This is a genomic window from Pseudomonas sp. ES1, from assembly GCF_050586605.1.
Classification (GTDB): domain Bacteria; phylum Pseudomonadota; class Gammaproteobacteria; order Pseudomonadales; family Pseudomonadaceae; genus Aquipseudomonas; species Aquipseudomonas sichuanensis.
The window spans coordinates 1-2,487 of record NZ_JBOBDM010000124.1 but is presented as its reverse complement, the minus strand read 5'-3'; the positions used below and the strand labels follow the sequence as shown (position 1 = coordinate 2,487).

Annotated in this window: 3 protein-coding genes and 1 pseudogene; all 4 read right to left on the bottom strand. The window is 52.8% G+C overall.

Features of this window, described 5'->3' with window-relative positions; genetic code table 11:
• A pseudogene (locus ACQ4N9_RS26425) lies at window positions 1-277 on the bottom strand (hypothetical protein); the annotation flags it as partial.
• Window positions 278-307: 30 nt separating this feature from the next.
• On the bottom strand, window positions 308-472 hold the full coding sequence (locus ACQ4N9_RS26420; protein ID WP_390969666.1) for a hypothetical protein: 165 nt from the start codon (window positions 470-472) through the stop codon (window positions 308-310).
• A 297-nt stretch (window positions 473-769) separates the two neighbouring features.
• Window positions 770-1,381 (bottom strand): hypothetical protein, encoded by a 612-nt coding sequence (locus ACQ4N9_RS26415; RefSeq protein WP_390969664.1) that lies wholly within the window; start codon window positions 1,379-1,381, stop codon window positions 770-772.
• A gap of 11 nt (window positions 1,382-1,392) precedes the next feature.
• A partial coding sequence (locus tag ACQ4N9_RS26410; protein WP_430934097.1) for an RHS repeat-associated core domain-containing protein occupies window positions 1,393-2,487 on the bottom strand: 1,095 nt, incomplete at its 5' end.

Genomic DNA, 2,487 nt, shown 5'->3' with positions numbered 1-2,487 from the left:
TCGGCCGGGCCGAAGGCAAAGGTATCGGCGCCCAGGCGGCTGGTAGCTTGCAGCAACCGCCCCACCGGGTCGTATTGATAGGCCAGATGGCCACGGCGGGTGCCGTGGAGATCGGTCAGTTGGCCGACTGCATTGTATTGATGTTGGCGCTTGAGCAGACTGGAGTTGCCGTCATGGCTGCCCAGCAGTTGCTCCTGCAGACGCCCGGTGGGTCCCAGCTCTGGGCCTGCATCAGCTGGTTGCCCTGATGCCGCACCACGTCACGGTGCAGGTCATCGCCCGCGTTGGCCTACAGCAACTAACTTTCTTATGAGTTTCTGATTTCAGCCAAGGCTTTCTCAAGCACGCTGAGATTTCCAGGGTCATTAAATCTGCTTTTTGATTTAGCCCATCGACTCACAGCGCTTCTAGGTCCTTCAACGAGTTTGTTGCCTTCCTCAGTAAGCTCGCTTTTCATGATCACGCGTTTCACCAGCCTCCCTTCCTTATCAGTGACTCGACACTTCAGAAGAGCATTCAGCTCCATAAAAATAAATAGATTTGCGTAGCCTCCTCAATGTTTTTCTGCCAGTCCGGAGCATTTCTATAGGACGCCACCAATACATCGATATCCCAAACTGGATAGTCACTTGCCATTACAGCCTCCTTTCTACCTGAGACAATCCTGAATGAATCGGCGGTGAAACACTTCAAAGAAGCCTAACTCAATCTGTGATTCCAGAAGCCCCTCCAGAAACCATTTAGGTGGAGCTATTGGTCGTCTACAGGCTTAACGCATAGGAATAGGCAACCTTCTTGTCAGAGGTCGCAATGCTTCTCGGTCATCCCACAACCCTGGGAAAATCTCGAATTTCAGATCATCTCGATTTATCCCAGTGTCATAGTAACGCGCAAGCCTATCCGAGAGATCTCTATCACCCCACATATTTACCAGTTCATGCCTATCAATAATATCTCGATCTTCACTCACTGATAAATCGTGCTTCAAGACCGGAGCCTCATATGTCTCAACACGCTCCCCCCCCAAATCCACCAACCGCCCGCCAAACAAAAAGAAAGTATCACGACCGCCTTTGAAATGGCCTTTATCCGTAACCCCATATGCAACAATCCAATGTCTTTGCAAATCCAAACAACCCTCTTTTACACCCTCGATGGAAATCTTCCTAATTGCCATGTTCTTCTGAACAACACTACCCACAAACACATAGAATAAAGGTTTGACCTCGCCCCAGCTCACATTATCCCAAGAGTCTTCCTCGCGAAAAATATCGTACACACATAGCATCGCATTACTCAGCATACGAGCAACACAATAAAGCCCCTCCCGCACTTGAAGAACGACAAAGCTTCCATTTTTCCAAGCCACTCTTTTTTTCATCACGCACACCTTTAAATTTCACAAATCACAGAACCATTGGTTGTCTGTGACTCCAAATGACGGTTAGCCGCGTCAGCATACTCATCTCGCCGAGGATTGCCGACCCCGACAGGATTCTGACGATTGGCAGTGCCTTCCAATCCACCCTGTTCAAGGAAGTAATGCTGCTCTAACCCCCTGGCTGTTGCCTTCCCTTCTTGTCCATATCCTCGATAGGTCACGTCAGGGGCTGCACCACCAAAGCGCTCATAATTTCCATTGTAGCGATACTTAACAACATCTTGACCAGTCTGATCACCCGGCATACTTGCATATCCTATATATGGCTTACCCGTTTTTTCATCAACGGACCGGTACGTGACATGTGTCGCATTTGCAGGATTTCCTGCAAGCCCCAATGGGTCAACCCAGGTCGTAGGGTTACGTGTATACGCATAAAGATTGAAACCACCGCTATAACTAATCGGGTCCTGGCCCACAAACCGCCCAACCCTCGGATCATAGTATCGATAGCGGTTGTAATGCAGCCCGGTCTCGTGATCGTGGTACTGCCCCTGGAAGCGAATCGGGTTGCTCATCCCAACCTGCCTGGCCCACTCCGAGCGCGCTTCGCGTACTTCACCCCAAGCCTTGTACTGCGCCGTCCACGCCACCTCGCCAGTGTGATCGGTAAGCTCTATCGGCGTGCCCAGGTGATCGCACTGATACCAGGCAATCGCCTCGAATGGCTGCGCCTTGACTTCGGTGTGCCATAACGGGTCCTGATCGAACTCGTATTCCCGGCCGCTCCAGTCCGGCTGGCGTAGCAAGCGGATCGGGTTATTTCGTTGGGCCTGTACCACCGGCACAAAACTGCCCGGCTCGTACAGGTAGTGCACGGTGCGCCCGGTCTCGCCTTCGTCTTGCGGCGGCGAGCTTTCCCAGGCGAGGGTGTCGCCATCCCAGCCGTACAGGGTGTAGCCACAGCCCAGTTCGCGCTGGCGTTTGGCCCGCTGCATCCGGTTCCAGCCGCTGCCCGAACGGGGATCGTCCTGATAGCGTGCGCTCGAGTGTTTATGCAGGCGGCGGCCCAAGGCGTCGTAGCTGTAGAGCACGCTGAGCTTGCC